The 19,396-nt window shown below is 66.5% G+C and carries 17 protein-coding genes; 10 read left to right on the top strand and 7 right to left on the bottom strand.

Features of this window, described 5'->3' with window-relative positions; genetic code table 11:
• Together NFL01S_RS14435 and NFL01S_RS14430 are read right to left on the bottom strand one after the other, a co-directional pair.
• A complete protein-coding gene (locus NFL01S_RS14435; protein WP_062975371.1) occupies positions 1–1,197 on the bottom strand; it encodes an amidohydrolase family protein in 1,197 nt (398 codons plus the stop codon).
• A gap of 35 nt (positions 1,198–1,232) precedes the next feature.
• The gene (locus tag NFL01S_RS14430) at positions 1,233–2,885 is read right to left on the bottom strand and encodes an AMP-binding protein (protein WP_084492674.1); all 1,653 of its coding nucleotides are present in this window, start codon (positions 2,883–2,885) and stop codon (positions 1,233–1,235) included.
• 92 nt (positions 2,886–2,977) lie between these two features.
• Here NFL01S_RS14430 and NFL01S_RS14425 point away from each other — a divergent pair, with 92 nt between their 5' ends.
• Positions 2,978–3,694, top strand: coding sequence for an enoyl-CoA hydratase/isomerase family protein (locus tag NFL01S_RS14425; protein ID WP_174555686.1), 717 nt, complete (start codon positions 2,978–2,980; stop codon positions 3,692–3,694).
• Between the two features lie 11 nt (positions 3,695–3,705).
• Here NFL01S_RS14425 and NFL01S_RS14420 read toward each other — a convergent pair whose 3' ends face one another.
• Positions 3,706–4,290 carry a TetR/AcrR family transcriptional regulator gene (locus tag NFL01S_RS14420; protein WP_062975369.1) on the bottom strand — a complete coding sequence of 195 codons (585 nt, stop codon included), beginning with the start codon at positions 4,288–4,290 and terminating at the stop codon, positions 3,706–3,708.
• Between the two features lie 214 nt (positions 4,291–4,504).
• On the opposite strand from NFL01S_RS14420, the gene NFL01S_RS14415 reads away from it, so the two are divergent.
• The 4 genes from NFL01S_RS14415 to NFL01S_RS14400 all read left to right on the top strand — a co-directional run bounded on the left by NFL01S_RS14415 (position 4,505) and on the right by NFL01S_RS14400 (position 8,092).
• The gene (locus NFL01S_RS14415; protein ID WP_062975367.1) at positions 4,505–5,773 is read left to right on the top strand and encodes a cytochrome P450; all 1,269 of its coding nucleotides are present in this window, start codon (positions 4,505–4,507) and stop codon (positions 5,771–5,773) included.
• Positions 5,774–5,834: 61 nt separating this feature from the next.
• Positions 5,835–6,671, top strand: coding sequence for a mycofactocin-coupled SDR family oxidoreductase (locus NFL01S_RS14410; protein WP_062975365.1), 837 nt, complete (start codon positions 5,835–5,837; stop codon positions 6,669–6,671).
• A 298-nt stretch (positions 6,672–6,969) separates the two neighbouring features.
• The gene (locus NFL01S_RS14405) at positions 6,970–7,389 is read left to right on the top strand and encodes a hypothetical protein (protein WP_157116536.1); all 420 of its coding nucleotides are present in this window, start codon (positions 6,970–6,972) and stop codon (positions 7,387–7,389) included.
• 49 nt (positions 7,390–7,438) lie between these two features.
• Entirely contained in the window at positions 7,439–8,092 is a 654-nt protein-coding gene (locus tag NFL01S_RS14400) for a Uma2 family endonuclease (protein ID WP_062975901.1), read from the top strand.
• 18 nt (positions 8,093–8,110) lie between these two features.
• Here NFL01S_RS14400 and NFL01S_RS14395 read toward each other — a convergent pair whose 3' ends face one another.
• Together NFL01S_RS14395 and NFL01S_RS14390 are read right to left on the bottom strand one after the other, a co-directional pair.
• Positions 8,111–9,007, bottom strand: coding sequence for a serine hydrolase (locus tag NFL01S_RS14395; RefSeq protein ID WP_062975361.1), 897 nt, complete (start codon positions 9,005–9,007; stop codon positions 8,111–8,113).
• Complete coding sequence (locus NFL01S_RS14390; RefSeq protein WP_062975359.1) at positions 9,004–9,879, bottom strand: LysR family transcriptional regulator; 876 nt, start codon at positions 9,877–9,879, stop codon at positions 9,004–9,006. Before NFL01S_RS14390 ends, NFL01S_RS14395 begins: the two co-directional genes overlap by 4 nt.
• A gap of 163 nt (positions 9,880–10,042) precedes the next feature.
• Here NFL01S_RS14390 and bla point away from each other — a divergent pair, with 163 nt between their 5' ends.
• Entirely contained in the window at positions 10,043–10,987 is a 945-nt protein-coding gene (bla, locus tag NFL01S_RS14385) for a class A beta-lactamase (protein WP_062975899.1), read from the top strand.
• On the opposite strand, the gene NFL01S_RS14380 is transcribed toward bla, so the two are convergent.
• Positions 10,984–13,227, bottom strand: a complete 2,244-nt coding sequence (locus NFL01S_RS14380; RefSeq protein WP_062975357.1) for a 2Fe-2S iron-sulfur cluster-binding protein — start codon at positions 13,225–13,227, stop codon at positions 10,984–10,986. The genes bla and NFL01S_RS14380 overlap by 4 nt on opposite strands.
• Positions 13,228–13,641: 414 nt before the next feature.
• Here NFL01S_RS14380 and NFL01S_RS14375 point away from each other — a divergent pair, with 414 nt between their 5' ends.
• Positions 13,642–14,202 carry a TetR/AcrR family transcriptional regulator gene (locus NFL01S_RS14375; RefSeq protein WP_062975356.1) on the top strand — a complete coding sequence of 187 codons (561 nt, stop codon included), beginning with the start codon at positions 13,642–13,644 and terminating at the stop codon, positions 14,200–14,202.
• Positions 14,203–14,205: 3 nt separating this feature from the next.
• Here the strand turns inward: NFL01S_RS14375 and NFL01S_RS14370 are convergent, their stop codons facing one another.
• Positions 14,206–14,847 carry a pentapeptide repeat-containing protein gene (locus NFL01S_RS14370; RefSeq protein WP_062975355.1) on the bottom strand — a complete coding sequence of 214 codons (642 nt, stop codon included), beginning with the start codon at positions 14,845–14,847 and terminating at the stop codon, positions 14,206–14,208.
• Between the two features lie 564 nt (positions 14,848–15,411).
• Between NFL01S_RS14370 and NFL01S_RS14360 the strand changes: the two genes are divergently transcribed.
• The 3 genes from NFL01S_RS14360 to NFL01S_RS14350 all read left to right on the top strand — a co-directional run bounded on the left by NFL01S_RS14360 (position 15,412) and on the right by NFL01S_RS14350 (position 19,373).
• Entirely contained in the window at positions 15,412–17,019 is a 1,608-nt protein-coding gene (locus NFL01S_RS14360) for an SMP-30/gluconolactonase/LRE family protein (RefSeq protein ID WP_062975352.1), read from the top strand.
• A 7-nt stretch (positions 17,020–17,026) separates the two neighbouring features.
• Positions 17,027–17,872 carry an SDR family NAD(P)-dependent oxidoreductase gene (locus tag NFL01S_RS14355; RefSeq protein WP_062975350.1) on the top strand — a complete coding sequence of 282 codons (846 nt, stop codon included), beginning with the start codon at positions 17,027–17,029 and terminating at the stop codon, positions 17,870–17,872.
• Between the two features lie 127 nt (positions 17,873–17,999).
• A complete protein-coding gene (locus tag NFL01S_RS14350) occupies positions 18,000–19,373 on the top strand; it encodes an aromatic ring-hydroxylating oxygenase subunit alpha (RefSeq protein ID WP_062975897.1) in 1,374 nt (457 codons plus the stop codon).
• The last annotated feature ends 23 nt before the right edge of the window (positions 19,374–19,396 follow it).

Here is a 19,396-nt window from a genome sequence, read left to right as displayed (position 1 = left end):
TCAGACCTTCAGCAGCCGTGCCAGGTTGCCGCCCATGATCTTGGCCTGCTTTGCCACCGGCATGTCCTTGATCTCGTTGATGTAGCGCGCGGGCTCGGCCAAGCCCTCCGGGTGTGGCCAGTCGGAGCCGAACAGCACATGGTCTTCGCCCATGACCTGCGACAGGCGTTCCAGGTCCTCTTCCCAGAACGGGCTGACGTAGAGGCTCCGTTTGATGGCCTCGATCGGATCGCGGAAGCCGAAGCCCTCCGGCGCCTTCTTGTAGACATCCGACAGTTGCTGCAGCAGCGGCTCGAGCCAGGCCGAACCGTTCTCGATCACGGCGATCTTCAAGTCGGGGAAGCGGTACAGCGCGCCGTGGCAGACCCAGGAGGCGACCGCGTCGGTGACTGGGCGCCACTGGTTGGTCATGGCGAACGTATTGGTCTGGAACGGCAGCATTTCCGCATCGCTGCCGTCCCATTCGGCGTCGAAACGCGAATAGCCGCTATCCGAGGAGTGCATGGTGACCAGCGCATCGAGTTCTTGGACGCGCTTCCAGAACGGATCGAACTCCGGCAGTGCGAACGAGCGCATGCCCTTGAACCCGGGTACCGGCGCGGGGCGTACGAGGATGGCCTTGGCGCCATGCTCGACGACGGCCCAGTTCAGCTCGTCGATCGCCCGTTCGACGATCGGCAGGGTGATCACCGGAACGGTGAAGATCCGGCCGGAGTGCACGAAGCTGCCGTCCTGGCCCCAATCGTCGAGCATCCAGCGGTTCAGTGATTCGATCACCGCGTGGATCAGTTCGGGGTGGTGGCGCATCCGCTCCTCGACCAGGCTGGCCAGGGTCGGGAACATGAGTGCGCGCTGCAACTGGAGGTCGTCCATGACCTTCAGTCGTGCCTCCGGGTCGCGGAAGGCGTCGATCGCCTTCATCGACTTCCCGAAGATCTCGCGCCGGCTCTTGCCCTCGGGGTTGCCGTGCTTGAAGTAGTCCTCCATCGCGCCCGGGCGCGCGACGACCTCGAAGGTGGGATTGGGGATGTATTCGCTGATCTGGCCGAGCACCGCGATTTTGGTGCGGCCGTTGATCTCGACGTACTGGATGGCGCCCTTGTATTTCTCGGGCAGGTGCCGGGTGAGCGCCTCCTTGGTCTCGTAGAGGTGGTTGTCCGCGTCGAAGAGCTGGTAGGGCAGCTCGACTTTACTCATGAAATCCTCCTTGGCTATTTACGAGAATCGTATTCTCATATAGGTTCGGTCGCAATGGCCTCGTTGCCGGACCTGACGGCTTCGTCGTACGCCGCGGCCAGTTCGCGCCGGATGACGAACTTCTGAATCTTTCCGCTGGGAGTCCGCGGGAAGTCGGTGACGATATGGAGTTCCTCCGGCCATTTCTGCTTGGCCAGTCCCGCCTGCGCGAAGTGTGCGCGCAGTGTCTCGATATCGGGTTCGGCGTGCCCCGGCAGGCAGCGCACCACCGCGGCGGTGCGTTCTCCCAGTCGCGTATCCGGGACGGCCACCGCCACCCCCTCCGCCACGCCGGCAAGTGTGAGTAGCACCTCTTCCACCTCGAGGGCGCTCACGTTCTCCCCGCCGCGAATGATGATGTCGGATTTGCGGTCGGTGATGGTGAGGTATCCGTCCGCGTCGACGATGCCGATATCGCCGGTGTGGTACCAGCCGTCGGCGTCGAACGCGCGGGCGGTGAGGTCGGGGTCGGTGTAGCCCAGGCAGAGATCGGGTCCGCGGCTCACGATCTCACCGTCCTCGGCGATGCGGAACTCCACGCCGGGCAGTGCGTGACCGTCGGTGAACAGGCGTTTGTCCGCGGGTTCGGTGGCCAGCGAGCCGGTGATCGACGGGTGTTCGGTACTGCCGTACGAACGGAAGACCCGGATCCCGAGGTTTTCGAGCCGAGTGCTGACCGCGGCCGGTACCGCGGCGCCGCCGAGTCCGGCGTAGCGCAACTGGGCCAGGTGTGCGGGGCGGTAATCGGGATGGTCGAGCAAGCTGGTGATGAAATAGCTGACCCCGCCGCCCACGCAGATGTTCTCGGTGGCCATGAGCTCGAGCACCCAGCCCGGGTCCCAGATATCGAGCAGATGGATCGGCGTACCGTCGAGCACCGGGATGAGCAGAGCATTGAGCATGCCGATGAAATGCCCGACCGGGGCAGAGGTGAGCTGATCGCCCCGGTCCGGCGGATACATCCCGGCCAGCTGCCGCACCTCGTAGGCCAGAGTGTTGTGACTGTGCACGACCCCTTTGGGTGCCCGGGTGGTACCGGAGGTGAAGGCGATACAGGCGGGGCTGTCCGGATCGGTGGCCAGTGTGCCGGTCAGTGGTTCGGAGTCGAGCAGATCCTCGAAATCCCGGCCGACCACACCCACCACCGGAACAGCGGAGCACAGTTGCGGGTCGAATTCGTTCTGGCCGAAGCGTTCACAGGTGACGAACGCTTTCGGGCCGACCGCGCCGAGGATGTAGCCGAGCTCCTTGCGGCCGTAGAAGTGCGCGATCGGCACCACTGTGGTGCCCAGTAGGGCGCAAGCCCAATAGGTGGCGGCGGCCTCCATCCAGTTCGGTAGCTGGAAGGCCACGGTATCGCCGGGGCCCACCCCGCGCCGGTGCAATCCGGCCGCCAGCCGCCTGGCGGTCTGCTCCACGTCGCCGAAGGTGCCGGTGTACGGGCGGGTGTGCGAGTGCACCACGAAGGTCGTATCGGGGGATGCCGCGAGACCGCGGGCGAGGAGTTCGCCGAGTGTTTCATCGGTCCACCAGCCTGCTTCGCGATAGCTCCGGGCCAGCTCGGCGGGAACCCGGCGGGTGGGGAGGCCGGGTCCGGTAGCGGAGTGTGACCGTGTGGGGTCTTCGCTCGTGTGCCATGAATGCGGCATATATCGAACTCCCGATCCGAGCGCCGGAAACCAGCGGAAAGTATATGGTTCTCTATGTAAGAGAATCATATTTCCGTCGAGGAGAACAAGTCGTGATCGAGCTCGAACTGGCGGACGGACTGGCCGTCGTCACCATCAACCGCCCTCACGCTCGCAACGCCATCGCCCTGGACACGATGGACGAGCTCGGTAAAGCGATAGACGGAGCGGCGGGTGCGCGGGCGCTGGTGATCACCGGTGCCGGCGACAAGGCCTTCGTTTCCGGCGGCGACCTCAAGGAACTTGCCGCGCTGCGAACCCATGAGCAGGCCGCGGCCATGGCGAACAAGATGCGGCAGGTATGCGACAAACTCGCCGGATTTCCCGGGCCGGTGATCGCCGCTCTCAACGGGCACGCGCTGGGTGGTGGGGCCGAGGTGGCCGTCGCGGCCGATATCCGGATCGCGGCGGCCGATATCAAGATCGGGTTCAATCAGGTCGCGCTGGCGATCATGCCCGCCTGGGGTGGGGCCGAGCGGCTGATGCGGCTGGTCGGGCGGAGCCGGGCGCTGTTGCTGGCCGGTTCGGGCGAGATTCTCACGGCGCCCGACGCCGAACGGCTGGGGCTCGTGGACCGGGTCCTGCCGCGCGCGGAATTCGACGCGGGTTGGCGTTCGCTGGCCCGGGCTCTGGCCAACCCGTCCGCCGGTGCGATCAAACGAGTGGTCGACGGCGCGACGCCCCAAGAGGCGGTGGATGCCTTCGCCGAACTCTGGGTCGCCGATGCTCACTGGGCAGCGGCGGACCGGGTGATGAACCGCGGTAAATGATTTCGGTACGTCTACTGCTCGGGTTCGAGGAGGTCGATCTCGCGTTCGGCGAACGCGAAGGTTTCGGCGTGCCCGGCGGTCATTCCGAGCGCCTGCTCGAGCACCACCATCCGCGCGGCGCTGGTCATCAGCACCGACAGCACTTCGGCGGGAAAGCGGCTGGTATCGACCCCGTAGTCCGCGAGCATCCGGCCCAGAGCCTCGGTCTGGGCGGCGCGGAACTGTTCGGAGTAGCGCACAACCTCGGCGCGGACCGCCGGTTTCTGGTTGGCCAGGCCGACGAACTCCATGGTGAAGCGCGCCGCGGTGGCATCCGTGCTGAACTCCCACAGCGCATGCAGCGGACGTTCGGATTTCAGGACCTGTGCCAGTGCTTCGAGACCCTGGTCGGCGCGGCGCCGGAACAGCTCGAGGAACAACTCGTCCATCGAGCGGAAGTAGTAGTGCACCAGTTGCGGTTTGAGTCCGGCGTGTTCGGCGATGCGCCGGGAGGTCACGGTGGCCCATCCCTGTTCCAGCATCAACTGCTCGGCGGCGTCCATCAGGACGGTGCGATTCTTGGCATCGGGTGCGCCGAGCCGGCGGGGTGCTGACATGGTCGTGTCTCCTCCTGGATATCCGCGCGGCCGAGGCGGTCTCGTGATCACCGGGGATGGTATCCCGCGAGCGGCGACTGTTGACGGCCGCGTGCCGACCATGCTAAGCATGTGCTCAGCATCACATCTGAGCGGTCGCTCAGCAAGGGGCCGTTCCGTATCAACCGGTGATCCGCGCTCGAGCGCCTATTTCTGCTGACAACAGGAGGTTCCCGTGACCGATTTCGATACGGTCGACTACTTCACCGACCCGGCGCTGGTGCCCGATCCGCACCCCTACTACGACCATCTGCGCGCCAAATGCCCCGTGACACGCGAACCCAACTACGGCGTGTACGCCGTCACCGGCTACCAGGAAGCCAACGACGTACTGCGCGATTCGGACTCTTTCTCCTCCTGTATCGCCGTCGGCGGGCCGTTCCCGCCGCTCCCGTTCACCCCCGAAGGCGAGGACATCACCGCGCAGATCGCCGCGCATCGCACCGAGCTGCCGATGTTCGAACATATGGTCACGATGGACCCCCCGGAGCACACCGACGCCCGATCGCTGCTGAACAAATTGCTCGTTCCCTCCCGGTTGAAGGAGAACGAGGAGTTCATGTGGAAACTGGCCGATAAACAGCTCGACGAATTCATCGACGACGGGAAATGCGAATTCCTCGGCGCCTACGCCAAGGTCTTCACGCTGCTGGTGATCGCGGACCTGCTGGGTGTTCCCGAGGAATATCACGAAGAACTGCGGATCAACCTGGCCGGTGGGCCGACCGTGGGCTCGATCGACAAGGAGATCGTGCCCGTCAACCCGCTGGAATGGCTGGACAACCTGTTCAGCGAGCTGATCTCCGACCGGCGGCGCAACCCGTGCGACGATGTCCTGACCTCGCTGGCCGGCGCGAAGTACCCGGACGGGTCGACGCCCGAGGTCACCGAGGTCGTGCGCACCGCGACATTCCTCTTCGCCGCGGGACAGGAGACCACCGCCAAACTGCTGGGCAGCGCCATGCAGTTCCTGATCACCCGCCCCGACCTGCAGGACGCGCTGCGCGCGGACCGCAGCAAGATCCCCGTCTTCATCGAGGAGACCCTGCGCATGCAGGCGCCGGTGAAAAGCGGTTTCCGGCTCGCGAAGAAGGCGGTGGAGGTCGGCGATGTGCCGCTGGCCGCCGGTGATCTGGTGATGATCTGCCCCGGCGCCGCCAACCGCGACCCGCGGCGTTTCGAGAACCCGCACGAATTCGATCTCGCCCGCCCGAACTTTCGCGAGCACATGGCATTCGGCCGCGGTGTGCACACCTGCCCGGGTAGCCCGCTGGCACGGGTGGAAGGCCGGGTATCGCTGGAACGGATCCTGGATCGGATGCTCGATATCCGGGTGGATCCGGAAAAGCACGGTTCCGTAGACGACCCGGTATTCCAGTTCGAGCCGACCTTCATCCTGCGCGGCCTGACCGAGCTGCACATCACCTACACGCCGAACTCCTGAAACACCGTACGCAGCAACGTAAAACGGCAGGTGTGCTGCCGAAACGAGAAAAGAGGAAGTCATGACCGGACGGGTCGAAGGAAAGGTCGCGTTCATCACCGGCGCGGCCCGCGGCCAGGGCCGCAGCCATGCGGTGCGGCTGGCCCAAGAAGGCGCCGACATCATCGCCATCGATATCTGTAAGCCGATCGACACGGCCGAGATCCCCCCGGCGACACCCGCCGATCTCGCCGAAACCGAAGAACTCGTCAAGGCCACCGGTCGCAAAATCGTCACCGCCGAGGTCGACGTTCGCGACGCCGACGGCCTGAAGGAAGCCCTCGCCGAGGGGGTCGGAAACCTCGGGCGCCTCGACATCATCGTCGCGAACGCCGGCATCGCCAGCGGCGGCGACACCCTGGCCGAAACCGCCGAGAACGTCTGGCAGGAAACGATCGATATCAACCTCAGCGGTGTGTGGAAATCGGTGAAAGCCGGTGTCCCGCACATCCTCGAGGGCGGCCGCGGTGGTTCCATCGTGCTCACCAGCTCGGTCGGCGGCCTGAAGGCCTACCCGCAGACCGGTCATTACGTCTCCGCAAAACACGGGGTCGTCGGTCTGATGCGGGCCTTCGCGGTGGAACTCGGCCAGCACATGATCCGGGTGAACTCGGTGCACCCCACGCACGTGAGTACCGCCATGATCATGAACGAGAAGACGTTCCAGATGTTCCGCCCCGATCTGGAAAACCCGACCGCCGACGATATGGCGCCGATCTGCCAGATGTTCCACACGCTGCCGGTGCCGTGGGTGGACCCGATCGATATCAGCAACGCCGTGCTGTATCTGGCTTCCGAAGAGGCCCGTTACCTCACCGGCGTCACGCTGCCGGTCGACTGCGGTTCGATGCTCAAGTAGGACGTCACAACCCTGGTGGACGCTCGCCGGTACCCGGCTGCCCCGCAACGTCCGGCCGGTACCCCGTGCCCGGCCGGACGGGAGGCTGCCTCGCAGCGGTGTGTTGCCGGTCCGACGGCATCGGAGCTCGCCGGCCGGAGCGGATCCGGTGGTCCGGACTGCTGGGGAATGCTCGGTGCCGACGAGCTGCGCATACATCCGCAGGCAGAGCCTCCGGCGATCGGCGCTCGGCTCGGATACAGACCGAGCGCACCGAATCGGCTCACCCGGCGATATCCCTGTGCGAGGATCGGCTGTTATGAATGCCGCGCGTGCGGGTCGGTGGGTAGTCGCCCTGGGGGTCATGACGGTCGCGGCCGGCTGTGCGTCCGCCGAGCCGGCGCCACCTCCGGAACTGGGCACCGAATTCACCCTGTCGGGCGGTGATACCGCTGTTCTGGATGCGGGCCGGGTGACGGTGCTGTTTCGCGATGTCCCCGAGGACAGCCGATGCCCCGCCGAGGTGAACTGTGTCCGGGAAGGCGACGCGACGGTGCTCACCGAGGTCACGGTGGACGGTGCGCGGTCGGCCCATGAACTCCATTCGAATCCGCAGTTCTCCACCGAAGTGCGTACGGGCGGTTACCGGATCGCGCTGCGGTCGATGCAGCCGGCGGGGTCGAGTAGCGAAATCCCCTTGCCCGACTATCGAGTGAACCTGCTGGTCACCCGGGAATGATCTCGTTCACCCCGTGAGGGGTGGTATGGCAGGCGGCTACGATATGGGCATGTCGCGTCGATCCGTGGAACAGCCCGGACTGCCCGAGTACATGACGTGGGAGGAACTCGAACAGCTACCGGAGGATATCGCCCGGCAGATCGAACTCTGGGACGGCCGGGTGGTGTGGGTTCGCAGGGGGCCTGCCGAACACCAGGAGTTCACCAACCTGTTGTGGAGCGGCCTACGCCGATGCGCCCGTAGCGAGATGGACCGGAACCCCGAGCAGTGCTGGCGGGTACACACTGAAACAAATATCTTCTTCGGTCGCACAGGCAAGTCCGATTTCGTCACACCGGATTTCCTCGTCGCCCGCTGTCTCGCCGAGCCCTATCAGGACCTTCACGGCGATGATGTGCTCCTCGCGGGAGAAGTGCTCTCGCCGTCGAATACCAAGACGGATATGGATGAGAAGAAGTCGCGGTACGCGAAGGCCGGGATCCCCTGGTACTGGGAGGTGACTCTGGCTCGCGAGGAAAGCGCGATCGCCATGATCCGCGCATTCGCGCTGGAGGTCACCCACGGCCGGCTTCCGGCCGGTGTCCATCCGCTCTACCCGGCCAACTACCTGCTGATCGGTAAATGGACGCCGCAGGATTCCGAGCGGATCACCACCGATTTTCCTTTTCCCATCGATATCTCCTGGCCGGAACTCGCTTTCTGATCCGGTCTCCACGGCAGTTCACTCGCCGGGCAAGGCACGGCGCATTTCGGTGACCGCTATGCGGGCGGCCTCGGCGATCGCGGCATCGACGGCGGGGACCGCGGGATCGGCGCGCGCGGCGCGGGTGAACACCGCCACCGCTACCGGGTACTCCTCGGGAAATTCGACCACGGCGATCTCGTTGCGAATGATCCCGATGGTCCCGGTTTTCCCGGCCACTGATACTCCGCGGTGCGGGAATCCGGCCGCGATCCGGTGCGGCCAGACCTGGCGGCGCATCACCGCTTGCGCGAAAGCTGTTTGTTCCGCCGACACCACTTCACCGCGCCACAGGGCCGACAGCAGCCGGGTCATCTCCTCCGGCGTGGTCGCGCTCGTGTAGGCGGGATCGTAGGCGGATACCGTCCACGCCTCGTCGTTGTCGGCCAGCGCCGCGAAAGCTTCCACCGTGCTGTGGGTATCGGTATCGGAGATCAGGCCGCGCTGGATATCGGCGGTGCCGCCGACCAGCCGGGTCCGCAGGAGCCCGAGCGATTGCAGCAGGTCGTGCACCTCTGCGAGACCGATCTCGCCCAGCAGCAGATCTGCCGCGGCATTGTCGGACAATGTCATCATCGAGGTCGCCAGATCGCGGCGGCTCATGGTGACCGGATCGTGCAAGGCGGAGATCCCGGTGGGGCCGGGGGTGCATTCGGCAGGGATGAGGGTGAGCCGTTCCAGCGGGTCGATCCGGCCGGCGTCCACCGCGCGGCAATACGCGAGCAGTAGCGGAAGTTTGTACACCGAGGCGGTCACCACCCGTTCGGTGCCGCCGATCGAGACCTCCGCGGCGCCACCGTCACACCGCCTGGCATGCAATCGGCCGGTGCAGCCCGCATCGGCGAATACCGCGTGGATCCGCTCGGCGACGGTCACCGTACTCGTTCCCGGTACAGCACGCTGTCCAAGGCATCGGCCTGTTCTTCTGCCCCTGCCCGGTGGATCACCCGGCAGCGCAACGCCACCGCCTGCGGTGCCATCCGCAACCAGGCGACGCCCGGGATATCGGACGGTGGCGTGGTGGTGAGACCGAAACTGGTTCCGGCGGCCACTGCGGCGAGTATCGAGCGATCGTCGTGCACGGTGACCGTCGGCGCGTCGAGCCCGCGCTCACGCAACAGGTCCCGGACCGTATCGGAGGCCGGGGGATTTGCGGCGCGCGGATACGCCGCATAGGTGAGGTCGGCCAGCATCGGAAACACCGGGCGTTCGGTCGCGGCGCTGCGATGTTCGGCGGGCACCACGATCCAGCGCGGTAGTTTCACCACCGGTCCGGCCTCCACACCGTCGACCAGTGCCGGATGTTCGATCACCGCCACATCACACAATCCCGACCGCACCGCCGACACCAGGTCGACCGTGGCGGCCACTGTGGTGGACACGGCGTCACCGCTGTTCTTCTCGGTGCGTAGCGCGGTCACACAGGCAGTGAGGATCCGGTCGGCGAGCGCAGTGGTGGCGCCCCAGTGCACCGTGCCGCGGGTACGGGCGATCCGCTGCGCCTCGGCCAGCAGCCGGGCCGCGTCGTCGACCAGCAGCCGGGCCCGCGGCAGGAGTTGCCGGCCGGCCGCCGTGAGTACCGCGCCCTGCCGCGTGCGGTGCACGAGTTCGACTCCGAGTTGGGTCTCCAGTCGCCGCAAACCCTGGGACAGCGGCGGCTGGGTCATATCGAGAACTGTCGCCGCGCGTCCGAAATGTCCCTCGTCCGCGATGGCGACGAAATAGCCGAGGTGGCGGATGAGGTCCATAGCCATATTGAACCAGCGTCCCGACCGGCCACCGTCCAACTGCGGTTTCAGCGCCGGTTTCGCGGGCCGAAACCCTGGTTCAGCTGCTGCTATATCTGTTGCGTATCGTGTGCGGGAGTGTCGGATATTGGCGACCGGCCACGGACACGTGTGTGCTGCCGATGTGAAACCGATCCGATCAGAATTCCGCGTTCCGCGCCGATCGCTGGTGGCCGTCCTGGCCGTCACCGCGTTCGCCGTCACCGCATGCGGTTCCGATCCGAGCGAGCCCAGCACATCGACACCGGCCACGATCAGCCCGCCGGCCGTCGCCGACCTCAGCAATACGCTGATGGAGATCCAGGAACGCCACGATGTGCTGTTCGGGATTGCCGCCTACAGCCCGACGGGCGCACGGACCTTCGAGTGGAATGCCACGGACCGGTTCGCTCTCACGTCCACCTTCAAGGTGTACGCGGTCGCCGCGCTGCTGCGCCTCGCCGAACGCGGGGAAGTGGACCTGAACGAGCAGGTCCCGATCCTGCGCTCCGATATCGTGATCGCGTCACCGACCACCAGCTACCGAGCCGGTGAAACCCTCAGCTGGTACGACCTGTGCCAAGCGACCCTTGTACGCAATGACAACACGGCCGCCAACCTCATCCTGCGCCGCATCGGTGGTCCGCCCGCGGTCACCGCCCTGGCCCGCACGCTCGGCGATACCCAGACCAGGCTGGACCGCTGGGAACCCGCACTCAACGAAGCCCTCCCCGGTGACACCCGTGATACCAGCACTCCCGCCGCATTCGCCGGCGGTCTGCACCGGCTGGTCCTCGGTAATGCGCTGATTCCCGAGCACCGGCGGATGCTCACCGGCTGGATGCGTTCGAGCGTCACCTCGGGTGAGCGGATGCGCGAAGGCCTGCCGGTCGGCTGGGTCGCGGCCGATAAATCCGGTACCGGCGCCTACGGCACCGTCAACGATGCCGGTGTGGTGTGGAGCCCCACCGGAACCTCGGTCGTCCTGGTCATCTTCAGCCGCTCGACCATCGGCTACCCCATGGCCGCTCCGAGCGATCAGGCCATCGCCGACGCCACCACGGCCGTCCTGGAGACCGTGACCAGCTAGTGCCCGGCGCCGCCAGGGGAGACCGGGGCCCGGCCGGGGACCGATTCCGGTGTCCGTGACTTCTCGGCCGGGCCGGATCCGAAACGCAACGTGACCTGCTCGGTGACCGGCCGCGCGCGGCAGGCCAGTACCCGACCGCGCGTGATCTCGTCGCCGGTGATCGCCAGCAAGGGGTCGGGCTCCATTTCGGCGTGCCCGTCGGCGACGACGGCGAGGCAGGTTCCGCAGGAGCCGCCGAGGCACGAGTACGGAAGGTCTTCGCGCTCGTCCAGTGCGGCGTCCAGGATCGTCCGGTCCCGCGGCATATCGAATTCCAGAGGTTCGCCGTACCCGGCCAGGGTGACCCGGCTGGTCGCGGACCCGGCGACGGCCGGCGGACGATGCGGGGTGCGGGTGTCGAAGAGCTCCACCTGGATACGTGATCCGGGAACGCCTCGTGCGTGTAGGGCGTCGACGGTTTCGGTTACCAGTGTTTTCGGCCCGCACAGAAACCAGCGGTCGGCGTGCTGCCGGGCGATATCGGCCGCCGCCATCCGCCCGGATCGGTACTGCACGCCGGAATCCTGCGCATTTCGCGGATGCTGCCGGGACAGGTAGTGGACGGCCCGGAGCCTCCCGGGGTAGCGGTCGCACAACTCACGCACGGACCGCGCGAGCATGATGCCGGCGCGGTGGCGGCTGCCGTAATGCAGCGTGAAAACGCTGTCCGGTTCGGCCTCCAGTACCGCGGCGATGATAGCGACGATCGGAGTGATCCCGGAACCGGCGGCGACCGCGGTGTACTCGTGGCAGGCGGTGGGGTCTAGCTCGGGAGTGAAAACTCCCGACGGTTCGGAAACATACAATGCCGGCCCCGTGATGCGCTCGTCGAGGACATACGACGAGAACGCGCCACCCGGTTGCCGTTTCACGGCGATACGCACCCGGCCCGCCCCCGGGGCATCGCACAGGGAGTAGCTGCGGCGGACCGGTTCGCCGCAGCGGGTGCCGCGGATCACCAGATGCTGTCCGGCGGTGTAGGTGAAACGGCTGCGCAGGTGCGCGGGGATATCGAACTCGACGATCGCACTGTCGCCGGTATCGCGGACCACCGAACGCACCACCAGCCGATGGAAACCGCGTGCGGGGCCGTGCGGCAGCGGGTCGAACAGCGGCGCGGGCCGTGTATTGCGGTCACGGGGGAGCCGGAGCACAGCGGCCGCCGCGAGCGTGCCCGCGGCGAGCGCCGCGCGTCCGGCCGGTGCGGGCCGCAGTAGCGTCTCCGGGCCGTCCAGCAGACCGGCGATCCGGGCGATGCGGGTGCCGATCGCCGCGTCGCGTTCCCCGATGGCCATGGCGACCCCCGCCAGCGCGCCGAGCGCCCGCAGTGGTTTCCGGCCCGCCGCATCCACATGTGGCATCGCCAGATCGAACAGTTCGGTGATCCGCCAGGCGTCGTCGATCGTCCGGGCGACGGCGCGGAAGTACCGACGGCGCAGGTCGTGGTCACCGATGGCGAGGACTTCGCCCAGTTGTCGCGCCTGCAGCGCCGAGACGGTCATTCCCTGCCCGAACGCGGGGCTGAAACTGCATACCGCGTCACCCAGCACGAGTAGTCCGTCCGGAAACCTGGTCAGCCGCTCGTAGCGGCGTCGCCGGTTGGCCGGATACCGGTAGGTGGCGATATCGCTGAGAACCTCTGCGCCCACCAGTGCTTCGCGCACATCCCGGGGCGCCACCGACGCGGCGAAACGCCAGAACCCGTCCGGATCGGTGGGCGGGTGGTCGCTGCCGTAGCCGATCAGCGTGAGGATATGCGCGCCGTCTTCCACCGCGAACAGGGCCAGCCCCCGGGCCGGGTTCTGGTTCGCGATCACGATCTCCTTGTCACCGCCGACCGAGCGGGGCGGTAGTCGCACGTATCGGCTGGCGTACTTCATATCGATCCGCACACCGTGTTCCGCGGGTCGCTCGTAGCCGAGCCCGGTCAGCCATTCGTCGACCGGACCGTGCCAGCCCAGGCAGCCGACCACCAGGTCGGCATCGAATTCCCGCCCGTCGGCTGTGCGCACACCCGTGACCCGGGCGCGGCCGGTATCGAAGAGCAATCCGGATACCGCGGTGTGGTCGACCAGTTCCACACCGGGGAGCGCGCGAACCCGGCCGCGTACCCGCCATTCGAGAAATGGGCGGCTGGCCTGGAGCAGCGAATATCCGGCGTCGGCCTGACGGAGAGTGTGCCCGGCCACCGTCATCCGCATCTCGGTGAGGGATCGGCATTCGACCGCGCCGTCGGCGAGTAGTTCCGCGGTGATGCCCGGGAAGAGCTGCTCCAGGACGAGTCGCCCCCGGGCGAGCAGTGCATGGACGTGGCGGCCCTGGGGGACTCCGCGACGGTCCCCCGGGGCCGACAGGTCGTCGCGTTCGAGTACGACGACTTCGGTGAAATGTTCCCCAGCACCCGGGCTGCCAGTAGACCGGCCATACTCGCGCCCAGTACCACCGCCCGGCCCCGGGCCGCCGTATTGCCGGTCCTCGACATCTGCGCCTCCGTCGTCATCGTCCTGAAATCCCAGGGCTCGGCTACGCGGCCCGTTCTGAGACTGATCGTAAAATTAGTCTCAGTAGGTTGGGTGAGGCAACCCCCATCGCGGCAACCCAAGGTAGAAAGACCTATGACCTCTTCCACCCGATCGTCGGACGAGCTGCTGGAAGCCGCCGTCGCGCTCATCGCGGAAAGCGGTTTGGACGGCCTCACCCACGGTGCCGTCGCCGCGCGCGCCGGGGTCTCGCGCGCGACCGCCTATCGAGAATTCGGAGACAAGGACGGGCTCGTCTCCGCCGTGGGCCGCCACGAAGTGGCGAAGATGGTGGCCGCCGCGTTTGTCGCGATCGATATCACCGCCGGTGCCGCAGAAGTCGTTCGGGCGGCAACACTTTTTGCGCTGAACTACCTACGCGGCCATCGCGCGTTCAACTACCTCCGGATGCACGAACCCGGCTGGTTGCTCACCCTGGCCATCGCACACGAGGGAACACGGCTGAATCTGGTCGAAACCGTGGCCGCCTTCGCCGAACCGTTCGTCGCGGCCGGTGACGAGGCAGCGCTCGCCCTGCCTCCGCGTCGAGCGGCCGAAGTGGTGGTGCGGACGGTGTTGTCACACGCGCTGATCCAGGACAGCGCCCTCGGCGACGAAGAAGTCGCGCGCACAGTGGCCCGCGCGGTCACCCGCTGAGGCTCACTCCTCGACAGCGAGTCCGACCGCCGCGGCAAGCGCCGGCGCCAGGTCCAGTAGTTGCCCCGGTGTGACGAGTGCACCTCGCACCGACTCGACCCCGTCGGCGATACCGATACTGTGTGCGCGCCGGAAGTCGACCTTTTTCAGCTGCGCATTACGCACCGTCAACGCCGATATCTCGGAGCCCGGGAAGCTCACTTCCGACAGCTTCGCGCTCCCGAAATCGACATGCCGGAGCACGCAATCGACGAAACGGACCTTGGTCAAACGGGCATTCCGGAAGTTCACCGAGTCCAGTTTGCAGTTGTGGAAGACCACGCGGCGCAGTTCGGCACCGCTGGCCTCCACCCCCGACCAGGCCCCGTCGATCACCTCCGCGTCCAGCCATGCGGCATCCGGCATATCCGTACCGGTGAACCGGACACCGTGTAGCCAGACATCGGCGAACCGGGCGCCACCGGCCACACCGTGGTCGATATGCACCGCGCGGAAGGCGCACTGGCCGAACACCGTATTGCGGAGATCGGGATCGGCCGCAACCATATCCTCGAACCGGGCGCAGTCGTACTCACGCTCGACGTCGAGGCCGCCGACCGGCTCCAGCCATCGCGCAAACGGTAGATCTGCCAGTTCCCGTGGCATTCCCCTCCTTTGCCGGTGACTGTGGTTCCTACGCCGAGATGGTCCCACTGTAGGGGGTCGCGGATACGCGGCCGCCGGTACCCGGTGGACCCGGCTTGCGCTGTTTCGGCGTCGATGTGCTGACCGCTGCCGCAGCTGACCTCGTATGGATTCCTCCGGCGCGTGGCCGGCGCAGGCGGCCGGCCGGTCGCACATACTCCTGGCCCCCGGCACGCAGTCGGAGTCGGAGTCTCCGGCAGTCGGCGCAGACCCGCCGGGTATGCCGCCGATCGCCGGCATAGTGCCTGATCTACGCGGTGGGGACCACTGGGGCGATCTGGTCGGAGTCGTCAATTTCCTATATGGAGAATGATATTCTCTCCACTGGTGGCCCCGGTGTCGATATCGGTTCTCCGGGGTCTTCGAAAACGGTCGTACTCAGGTGGATATCCCATGCTCGCACGTATCCTTACAAAGATTGCAATACTTATTGCGCTTGCTTGGATGGAGCGTTAAATTCCTTACAAGTCCTCGACATGGAGGCGGATCAGCGCTAGCGGCCGGGTCGGTTGGGAGTCAGTCGGAATGTTGCAGCAAGAGGCTCGCTATCAGGGCGGCCGATCGATCGGGGTCGCGGCGGGCTGGAGTCAGTGGCGGATCACCCCGCCCAGCCGGCTGTTCGGGGCCAACGGGTTACGGACCGGGCCGGACGGGCGGATCTATATCGCCCAGGTGACCGGGAGTCAGATCAGCGCACTCGATATCGATACCGGCGCGATCGAAACCATCAGCGCCAAGGGCGGCGATATCGTCGCGCCCGACGATTGCGCGTTCGACCCGGACGGCAACCTGTATGCCACCGAGGTGATGGACGGTCGCGTGAGCGCCCGCAACGCCGACGGCACCACTCGCTTGCTGCGCGCGGATCTGCCCAGCGCCAACGGCATCACGGTGTATCAGGGCCGGTTGTTCGTCAACGAATGCCGGCCCGGCGGCCGGCTCATGGAATTGCCGCTCGACGGTGGCGCGCCGCGCATCCTGCTGGAAAACCTGGAACAGCCGAACGCGATGGAGGTGGGTCCCGACGGGTTGCTCTATTACCCGGTGATGGGGCTCAACGAGATCTGGCGGATTCATCCCGACGGTGGCGAACCCGAACGGGTCGCCGGGGATCTCGGCGTACCGGATTCGGTGAAGTTCGATGCGGACGGATGCATCGTGTCCACCCAGGTCGCCTCGGGGCAGGTACTGCGGATCGATCCCCGCAACGGCGAGAAAACCGTCCTCGCCCAGCTCACTCCGGGCCTCGACAACTGCACGCTGGTGAACGGCCGGTTGTTCGTCTCCAACTTCACCGGCGAGATCACCGAAATCCGCGCCGACGGCACCACCCGCACCACGCTGCCGGGCGGGCTGAACTGGCCGCTGGATCTGACCGTCGGTCCCGACGGGACGCTGTTCGTCGCCGACGGCACCTACTTCTATACGGTCGGTCCCGACGGGCTCGAAACCCTGGGCATGCTGTTCAGCCCGGGGTATCCGGGCTTCGTGCGCGGTGTGACCGCCGCCGGGCCGGGTGAATTCCTCGTCGCCACCGCAGGCGGCCAGATCGCCCGGTGGCGGCCCGCGAGCGGGGAGAGTGAATTCCTGGCCGGCGCCGAAGCGCCGCTCGATCAGTTGTACGGGATCGAAGCCGGACCCGGCGGAAAGATCGTGACCACCGAATTCGGCACCGGCCGGGTGCTCGGGGTGCGCGGTGACGGCGGAGTCGAGGTGCTGGCCACCGGGCTGGACAAGCCGATCGGTATCGCGTTCACCGCGGACGGCACCTGCCTGGTCACCGAATCCGGTGCGGGCCGGGTGGTCTCGGTGACCGCCGGGGGAGTGGACACGGTGGTGGACGGTCTCGACACTCCGCAGGGCCTGCTCATTCGCGGATCGCAGCTGCTGATCGTCGATTCCGGTACCAAGAACCTGGTCGCGGTCGATCTGGAGACCAAAGCTCGCGAGGTGCTCGCTTGGAATCTGCCGGTGGGCGCGCCGCCCGGCGTGACGCCGAAACCGCTGCTGGGTATGCCGCCGTTCTCCGGACCGCAGGGCCCGTTCGCGGGTATCGCGGCCGGCCCGGACGGAACTCTGTATATCGCCGCCGACGCCGAGGGCAGTGTGCTCGCATTCCGGAAGGACGGGTGAAACAACCATGACACGCGAATTCTTCGGCCTCGACGGGCGCGTGGTGATCGTGTCCGGCGCGGGCGGCGGCGGGATCGGCACCGCTGTGACGCGGCTGGCCGCGCAGGCCGGGGCGACCGTGCTCGGGGTCGGGCGGGGCGCGGAGAACCTGGCGAAACATGTGGAACCGCTGGCGAACGAGGGGCTGAAGGTCGTCCCGGTGCAGGCCGATGCCGCCACCGATGAAGGTGTGGCCACGGTGCTCGAGGCCGCGCGAAAGGCCGACGGGGACCTCTACGGCCTGGTCAATATCGCCGGCGGTGCCGCACCCGCCACCTGGATGCCGGCCACCCGGGTGACGCGTGAGGACTGGCGGGCCCTGTTCGCGCAGAACCTCGAATCGATGTTTTTCATGAGCCAGGCGGTGGCCGCGGAGATCAAAGCGGCCGGCCGGGCGGGCTCGATCGTATCGCTGTCGTCGATCAGCGGGATGAACACCGCCCCGTTCCATATCGCCTACGGCACCGCGAAAGCCGCCCTCGTCGCCGCGACCCGGACGCTGGCGGTCGAACTGGCCCTCAGTGATATCCGGGTGAACGCGATCGCGCCCGGTGTCACCGAAACTCCGGCCTCGGGAACCTATGTCGACGAGGACGTCGAACGCGATCGCACCGCGATCGCGATGGGCCGCCGCGGCCGGCCCGAAGAGCAGGCCGGTGCCGTGCTGTTCCTGCTCTCCCAGCTGTCGTCCTATATCACCGGGCAGACGATCCTGGTCGACGGCGGGCTCAACCTGAAATGGACCCATCTGGGCGCGGACAACACCTCACTGTTCCTGAAGGACGAGGGCTTCCGCGCCGCCATCACCAGCTGACCACCGAAATGCATTGCACCGACACCGACTGTCCCCGGACCCGGGGTGGGAGAACGCCATGAGCGAGCGCAGCGAGCGACCGATCGACACAGCCGAGCCCTCGCTCGGGCCGGAGCGAAGCGGAGGCATGAGCAAGACTGTCGACGATATCGCCACGAACACCGAACCGCTGTCCGCGCCGATGACGATCGGGGTGGAGGCCTACCTCAGTCCCGAATACGTGAAGGCCGAACGCGACAAGTTGTGGCGCAAGGTCTGGCAGCAGGTGGGCCGGGTCGAGGAGATCCCGCGCGTGGGCGATTATCTCACCTACGACATCCTCGACGATTCGATCATCATCGTGCGCACCGCCGAGGACACGATCCGTGCTTACCACAATGTGTGCGCTCACCGCGGCCGCAGACTGGTCGACACCCCGCCCGGCGAGCGCAATGCCAAGGGACAGAAGAAACAATTCGTCTGCGGATTCCACGGCTGGCGGTACGACCTCGAAGGCCGCAACACCTTCGTCCCCGAACGCGAAGACTGGCCCTGCGGGCTCACCGAACGCAACGACGGACTGGTCGACGTGCATGTCGATACCTGGGGCGGCTGGATCTTCGTCAACCTGGACCCGAATCCGTCGGAAACCCTGCTGGAATACCTGGAGCCCGCCGCGTCGCTGCTCGATCCGTTCCAGTTGCAGAACATGCGTTACCGCTGGCGGCGGTGGCTGGTGTTCGACTGCAACTGGAAGGTTGCGCTGGAAGCCTTCATGGAGACCTACCACGTGCCCTACACCCATCCGGAGTTCATGAACTTCGGCATGTTCCTGGGTTGGGCGCGGGCCCAGGGCAAACACAGCAATATCGGCTACGACGCCCCTAAGGGCCAAGAAGAGAGCCAGGGCAAGATCCGGCTCGGCCACGGCCCCGACGCCCGCAAATCCACGATCGAACTGCAGAACTTCACCTGGGAGAACGCCAACACCAACACCACCTGGACCATGGTGGAGGCGGCGCGGCGGCTCACCGAGGAACTACCGGAGGGCACCCCGGCACCCGAGGTGATGCAGCACTGGCTGGCATCGGCGCGCGCCGCGGACGAGAAACGCGGCGTCATCTGGCCGACCGTTGCGCCGGCCCAGGTGGCGGCGGCCGGTACCGCATGGCAGATCTTCCCGAACTTCCAGATCGGGCACGCGGTGAACAATATGCTCTGCTACAGCGCGCGACCCTACGGCTACGACCCGGACAAATGTATTTTCGAGGCCGCGGTCTACGAACTGTTCCCGGAAGGCGAAGCGCCGGACACGGAATGGATCCACACGCCACAGGACGATCCGGGCTGGCGCACTGTGCTGCCACAGGATTTCGACAATATGGCGGCGGTCCAGCAGGGTATGAAAACCGCCGGTTTCACCGGCCCGAAACCGAATCCGTATCGGGAGCGCAGTGTCGTCAACCTGCATCACAACCTCGCGAAATACATGGGCACCGGCGCACCGCGTGACCTCACCTGACCCGGCGCCGCCGGCTCGATCCA

The sequence above is a fragment of the Nocardia flavorosea NBRC 108225 genome (assembly GCF_001613385.1).
Taxonomy (GTDB): domain Bacteria; phylum Actinomycetota; class Actinomycetes; order Mycobacteriales; family Mycobacteriaceae; genus Nocardia; species Nocardia flavorosea.
This window is presented reverse-complemented; position numbering and strand designations above follow the sequence as displayed.